Annotated in this window: 5 protein-coding genes; 2 read left to right on the forward strand and 3 right to left on the reverse strand. The window is 68.1% G+C overall.

Going from position 1 to position 6944, the window contains the following annotated elements:
- Both GM672_RS26715 and GM672_RS26720 read right to left on the reverse strand, forming a co-directional pair.
- On the reverse strand, positions 1-1792 hold a 1792-nt coding region (locus GM672_RS26715; protein WP_155473549.1), incomplete at its 3' end, for a PHA/PHB synthase family protein.
- A 43-nt stretch (positions 1793-1835) separates the two neighbouring features.
- The gene (locus GM672_RS26720; protein ID WP_155473550.1) at positions 1836-2672 is read right to left on the reverse strand and encodes a universal stress protein; all 837 of its coding nucleotides are present in this window, start codon (positions 2670-2672) and stop codon (positions 1836-1838) included.
- A gap of 64 nt (positions 2673-2736) precedes the next feature.
- Between GM672_RS26720 and GM672_RS26725 the strand changes: the two genes are divergently transcribed.
- Positions 2737-2883 carry a hypothetical protein gene (locus GM672_RS26725; protein ID WP_155473551.1) on the forward strand — a complete coding sequence of 49 codons (147 nt, stop codon included), beginning with the start codon at positions 2737-2739 and terminating at the stop codon, positions 2881-2883.
- Entirely contained in the window at positions 2846-2968 is a 123-nt protein-coding gene (locus GM672_RS30070) for a GlgB N-terminal domain-containing protein (protein ID WP_371867106.1), read from the forward strand. Before GM672_RS26725 ends, GM672_RS30070 begins: the two co-directional genes overlap by 38 nt.
- Positions 2969-3591: 623 nt before the next feature.
- On the opposite strand, the gene GM672_RS26730 is transcribed toward GM672_RS30070, so the two are convergent.
- Positions 3592-6944 (reverse strand): EAL domain-containing protein (locus GM672_RS26730; protein WP_155473552.1); only part of this gene is annotated, 3353 nt, incomplete at its 5' end.

Here is a 6944-nt window from a genome sequence, read left to right on the forward strand (position 1 = left end):
GGCCGGCCACGGGCGGCGGCGCCGCCACCATCGGGCCGGCGTGGCGGGCCAGCCACGCTTCCCAGGCCGGCCACCACGAGCCTTCGTGCACGGGCACGCAGGCGTGCCAACGGTCCGGGTCGATATAGGCCGCGTCGCTGCGGTGTTCGGCCATCTGCCACGTGCGGCCGCTGTCGCCGGGGGGCGCCACCACGCCGGCATTGTGCCCGCCCGACGTCAGCAGGAACGTCACGTCCGTGTCGGCCAGCAGCACGACCTTGTACACCGAACGCCATGGCGCCACGTGGTCCGTCAAGGTGCCGACGGCGAACACGGGCGCCTCGATATCGGTCAGCGCCACGGGGCGCCGGTCCACCAGGTAGCGGCCATTGGCCAGGTCGTTCTGCAGGAACAGCTGGCGCAGGTATTCGGAATGCATGCGGTAGGGCATGCGCGTGGCATCCGCGTTCCACGCCATCAGGTCGGTGGCCCGGTCCGGCACGTTGAGCAGGTAGTGCTTCAGGCGGCGCGACCAGATCAGGTCGTTCGAGCGCAGCAGCTGGAAGGCGCCCGCCATCTGGCGCGTGTCCAGGTAGCCCTGGTTCCACATGGCCGCTTCCAGGAAGCTCACTTCGCTCTCGTCGATGAACAGCGACAGCTCGCCCGGCTCCGTGAAATCGACCTGGGCCGCCAGCAGGGTCATGCTGGCCAGCCGCTCGTCGCCGTCGCGTGCCATCGCCGCGGCGGCGATCGACAGCAGGGTGCCGCCAAGGCAGTAGCCGCAGGCGTTGATGCGGCCCGGCCCGCCCAGCGCCGTGATGGCATCCAGGGCCGCCATCACGCCCAGCCGGCGGTAGTCCTCCATCGACAGGTCGCGCTCGGCCGGGCCGGGATTCTTCCACGAGATCATGTAGACCGTGTGGCCCCGCGCCACCAGGTAGCGCACCAGCGAATTGTGCGGCGACAGGTCGAGGATGTAGTACTTCATGATCCAGGCCGGCACGATCAGCAGCGGCACGGCGTGCACGTCGCGCGTGACGGGCTCGTAGCGCAGCAGTTCGATCAGTTCGTTGCGCAGCACCACCGAGCCCGGTGTAACGGCCAGGTTGCGGCCGGGTGCGTACTCGTGGGCCGGGTCGCCTTCGCGGGCGCCGGCCAGCAGACGCACGCTGTCGGCGGCTGCGCGCATGGCGCCGAACAGCAGATTGGTGCCGCCATGGTGCAAGGTGGCGGCCTGCACGACGGGATTGGTCAGCACGAAATTCGACGGCGCCAGGCAGTCCAGCAGCTGGCGCGCCGTGAAGGTGACGACTTCACCGTGGTGGTGCCCGACCCCGCGCACCCCCATCGTGGCACGGTGCCACCACTGCTGCTGCAGCAGGAAGCCCTGCGACAGCACATTATAGGGCCACTGGCGCCAGCCGGGATCGACGAAGCGGCGGTCCTGCGCCAGCGGCACGATGCACGGCTCGGGGCCGCTGTCGCCCTCGTCGTCGGTGCGCTGCGGGCGGCCGGCATCGAGCGCGGCCTGGCCCGCATAGCGCAGCCAGCGGGCCGTGCTGTCGGCCGCCTGCACCAGCAGTTGCTGCTGCTTGGCCGGGGACAGCAGCAGGTGGGTGGTCCAGTCGAACCAGGCGACGGCCAGCGCGGCCGGCGACACGGCACCGGTCAGCCGGGCCAGTGCGCCGTTGAGCAGCAGGTCCGGCGTGATGCTCGTGTTGGCGGCCTCGGGGTCGCGGTGCAGCACGCCCCCTTGCCAGGCGCTGCCTTCGCGTTGCAGGTCGCAGGAGGGAAAGGCGGGAACGCGCGTCATGACGGACCACCGCACCGCGCCCGGGGTTCAGCGGGGCAGGCCATCAGTGCGCCATCATCAGCGGCACCGTCATCCGGTCCAGCAGGCTGCGCGTGACGCCGCCGGCCACCCATTCGCGGTAGCGGCTGTGGCCGTAGGCGCCCGCCACCAGCAGGTTGGCACCGCTGTCACGCGCCAGGCCCAGCAGCGCCGGTGCCGTGCCGGCATCGCTGCGTTCGCGCACGATGTCGACATTGACACCGTGCCGCGCCAGGTACAGGGCCATGTCGCCGCCGGGCTGCTCGCCGTGGCGTTCCATCAGGCCCTCCGGATTGATCAGGGCCAGCAGCACGGAGCGGGCCAGCTTCAGCTGGGGCAGGGCGGCCGTGACGGCGCGCGTCGCTTCCATGCTGGCATTCCAGCCGATGACGACGGTGCTGCCGACCGTGTCCTGGGAATAGTCGTCCGGCACGATCAGCACGGGCCGGGTGCCGTGCAGGGCCACGTACTCGGGCAGGTCGGTGGACAGGCGCAGGCGCGCGCGCGTTGGCGCGGCCCGGCTCAGCACCACCAGGTCGGCATAGCGCGATTCCAGCACCAGCGCATGCTCGGCATCGTCCTCGACGATGCGCTGTTCCCAGGACGGCACGCCGAGCCGCTCCATCTGGGCGGCAAAGCGCATCAGCTGGGTGCTGGCCCGTTCCCGCAACGCCTCGAATTCGTTGTCCGGCAGGGCCGCCATGGGCGACGTGCCCAGGGTAAGGAAGTCGCTCTGCGAAATCCCCGTCACGGCGCTGCCCACCAGGTGCCCCTCATGCTGGCGGGCCAGGCCCGCCGCCACGCGCAGGCGCGCATCCAGCTGGTGGCTGTCATCGACGTGCACGACGATGGTCTTGTACATGACACTGTCCTCCTACGTGACCGACTGCCGCGCGGTGCGGCTTTACTTGCAGTGTAGGAGAGGCTTGGACGTGCGTCAGCGGGGCGATTTGATGCAGGTCAAAAATGTGCCAGAAAAAACGGCGCCCCGCGGCGCCAGTGCCCAGCCCGTGTCGACATTCGTGCCTGACCCCGATGTCGCCAAACCGACGGTTGACCAGATCTTCGCATGAGGAGCCGGCTCAGGTACTCGGCATGCACGCTGTAGGGGACGCAGTTGGCGTACGCGCTTTTAGTCCATCAGATCGCCGTCGATAGGGCACGGTGAGCAGGGAGTACCTTAACCGACGCGGTCAAGTTACGCCGTTCAAGCGCAGCAGAGGTAATACTCCCGTGATGCAGCTCGTGTCCAAGTAGCCCCCCGGTTTACCTAGCAGCGTTCCGGATTAGTACTTAGCTTTGGTCGATGACCGTGACAAATAATCCATGTGGTTGGACCCAATTCAGACAGAATGCCAAAATATGGTCACTATTTCCCCTCTTTAGAATTGGGATCTAAACTGTTTGCTACCCTCTGACATTCCAATAATAAATCCCTAATGGCTCTGTCTATATGCTTAAGCAAATGGCCGATTTTCTCGGTTAACAACGGATGGAGACTTTGGAGTTCCGATCGAACGTCATTCGATCGAGCGCTAGGGCCTCTGCATGACGCAACTGCGCACGTATTCCCATCCAGGCCACGATAATAGCGACGAGGGTTCCAATCGCGCCAACCCACGCAGCCAAATCCGCGCTGTTAGAAGGACGGAAGGTTTGAAATGCACAGTTAAAATATCCGATTAAAGCCCAGGCCGCTGCGCTGCCCATAATCGGTGGAATCCATCAGGTAAAATAAGTTGTTGTCATCGGATTAGGATAAGCGCGCAAAGGACATCACCCTAAGCCCGCCGCAACCCCGCCACGGCCTGCCGCGCCAGCACCAGCTCGGCGAACTGCGCGGCCGGCACGGGTGGGCTGACCAGGTAGCCTTGCAGCAGGTCGCAGTCGAGGGCGTGCAGGAAGCGGCGCTGGGCGGGGGTTTCGACACCTTCGGCCACCACTTCCAGCCGCAGGCTGTGGGCCAGGGCGAGGATGGCCGTGACGATGGCGGCGTCGTCGGCGTCCTGGGGGATGTCGCGCACGAAGGAGCGGTCGATCTTGATGATGTCGACGGGGAAGCGCTTCAGGTAGGACAGCGACGAGTAGCCCGTGCCGAAGTCGTCGATCGACAGGCGCACGCCCAGTTCGCGCAGCGTGTGCAACGCGGCCAGCGTGTCCTGGGCGTTTTCCATCAGCGTGCTTTCCGTGATTTCCAGTTCCAGCAGGTGCGGCGGCAGGCCCGTCTCGGCCAGCACGCCCTGCACGGTGGCGGCGAAATCGGCCTGCAGCAGCTGGCGCACGGACAGGTTGACGGCCACCCGCAGCGGTGGCAGGCCCTGGCCGATCCACGCCTTCAGCTGGGTGCACGCGGCGCGCAGCACCCAGTCGCCCAGGCGGTTGATCAGCCCCGTTTCCTCGGCCAGCGGAATGAACTCGGCCGGCGGCACCAGGCCTCGGGTGGGGTGGCGCCACCGCACCAGCGCTTCCATCGCGACGATGCGGTCGTCGGCGAACGCCAGCTGCGGCTGGTAGAACACTTCCAGCTGGTCCTGCTCCAGTGCGCGCCGCAGGTCGCTTTCCAGCCGCACGTGTTCGCCCGTCGTCATCTCCATCGACGCTTCGTAGAACTTGTAGCCGCCGTTGGTGCGCTTGGCCCGGTACATCGCGCTGTCGGCATGCTTGACGAGGGTGGCCACGTCAAGGCCGTCGCGCGGGTACATTGCGATGCCCACGCTGCTGGTCACGAAGATATCGTGGCCGTCGATCTGGAACGGCCCGGCCAGCGCGCGGCAGATGTCGTGGGCCGCGTTGGCCGCCTGGCCCGGGCCGTCCAGGTCGGTCAGCACGACGGTGAACTCGTCGCCGCCGAGACGGGCCACGGCATCGACCGCGCGCACGGTGGCGCGCACCCGCTGCGCCACGCCCAGCAGCAGCCTGTCGCCAACACCGTGACCGAGGTTGTCGTTGACATACTTGAAGCGGTCCAGGTCCATGAACAGCACGGCCAGTTCGGTATTGGCGCGGGCCGCGTGGTCGATGCCCTGGCCCAGGAGTTCGAAGAACAGGGTGCGGTTGGGCAGGCCCGTCAGCACGTCGTTGTAGGCCAGCTGGCGGATCTTCTTCTCGGCCCGGTTGGCCTCGATGATGCGGCGTACGCGCTGCGACAGCACCGCGTAGTGGATCGGCTTCGGAATATAGTCGCTGGCGCCGGCGGCGAAGGCCCGCTCGACGGAACTATTGTCCTGCAGGGCCGTGATCATCAGCACGGGGATGCGGGCGCCGCCCGGCAGTTCCTGCAGCCGCGCGCAGGCCGTGAAGCCGTCCATCACGGGCATCACCGCGTCCATCAGGATCACGTCGGGCTGGCAGCGCAGCAGCATGGCCAGCGCCTGGGCACCGTCGGCCGCCTCGTCGACCCGGAAGCCGTCGCGCTGCAAGGTGTGGCGCAGGGTGGTGCGGGTGCTGCGGTCGTCGTCGACGATCAGCACGTGGGCCTGGTGCGCGCCGGCCAGTTCGGCATCGGACGCCGGACCATGGACCTGTTCGTGCAACAGCGCAGCCACGTCGGCATGGGCCGCGCGCAGCCGCGGCAGCAGGGCGCCGATGGCCGAGGTGCGCCCGGCCTGGGCCAGCTGCTCGGCCTCCTGTGCCAGTGCCGCCAGCAGCGAAGCGCCCAGGTTGCCCGCCGCGCCCTTCAGCGCATGGGCGCGCGCGCGGGCCGTGGCCTGATCGTGCGCCGCCACGGCGTGTTCCAGCTGCAGCAGGTAGGCCGGTGCGTCCTCCAGGAAGGGCGTGACGGCATGGGGCAAGGCGGGACCGAGGATTTCGCGCAGCTTGTCGAAGACGGCCGCGTCGATCGGCGCGCCGTCGTCGTGGGGCTGGCCGCCGGCGGGAAGCCACCGTTCCAGCTTGCACCGCAGTTCGACCAGGGTGATGGGCTTGGCCAGGTAGTCGTCCATGCCGGCCTTCAGGCATTTCTCGGCGTCGCCCAACTGGGTGTTGGCCGTCATCGCCACGATCGGCGTGTGCCGTCCCAGGTCCTGTTCGAGCGCGCGGATATGGGCCGTCGCCTCGTAGCCGTCCATCTCCGGCATGCTGCAGTCCATCAGCACCAGGTCGTAGCGCTGGCGCGCCAGCGCGGCCACGGCTTCGCGCCCGTTGGCGGCAAATTCGCACACGCAGCCCTGCATCGACAGCATGCCCGCGGCCACCATCTGGTTGGTGCGGTTGTCCTCGGCCACCAGCACGCGCATGCCCGCCACGGGCGCCGGCAAGGCAGCAGGCTTTGCAGAGTCGGCCGGTGCCGGCTGCGTGGGAAGGGCCGCTTCGGCCGCAGTGCAGCGTACCGTGAAGGTGAAGCTGGTGCCTTCGCCCGGAGCGCTGGCGACGTCGATGACGCCGCCCATCAGGGTAACGAGCTGGCGGCAGATGGCCAGGCCCAGGCCCGTGCCGCCGTAGCGGCGCGTGGCCGACGGGTCGGGCTGCACGTAGGATTCGAACAGGTGGCGCTGCACCTCCGCGCTCATGCCGATGCCCGTGTCGCGCACCTCGAAGCGCAGGCCGGCCGCGCCGCCCACCGTGGCCGTGGTGACGAGCACCAGCGCCTCGCCCCGGTCCGTGAACTTGACGGCATTGCCCAGCAGGTTGATGAGGATCTGGCGCAGCCGCAGCGCGTCCGCATGGATCGCCGCCGGCACGCCGGGCGCCAGGTCGAAGCCCAGCCCGACACCCTTCTGGCGCGCCGCGCCGGCCAGCAGCTCCGTCACGTCGGCCAGCAGCGCAGCCAGGTCGAAGTCGCTCTCCTGCAGCGCCAGCTTGCCAGCTTCCATCTTCGAGAAATCGAGGATATTGTTGATCAACTCGATCAGGGTGCGCGAGGCGTTCCACGCCACGTCCACGCATTCGCGCTGGTTCGCCTTCAACGGCATTTCGCGCAGCATGTCGAGCATGCCGACGACGCCATTCAGGGGCGTGCGCACTTCGTGGCTGACGGTGGCGGCAAAGCGCGCCTTGGTCTGGGCCATGCCGACGGCGGCGTCGCGCGACTCCTTCAGCTCGGCCTCGCGCTGCTCCAGCACCGTCATCATCTGGTTGAAGGCATGGGCCATCTCGATCAGTTCGCGCGGGCCGGCCGCGGCCGCGCGCAGCCGCG

It is taken from the genome of Pseudoduganella buxea, from assembly GCF_009720835.1.
GTDB classification, from domain to species: domain Bacteria; phylum Pseudomonadota; class Gammaproteobacteria; order Burkholderiales; family Burkholderiaceae_D; genus Rugamonas; species Rugamonas buxea.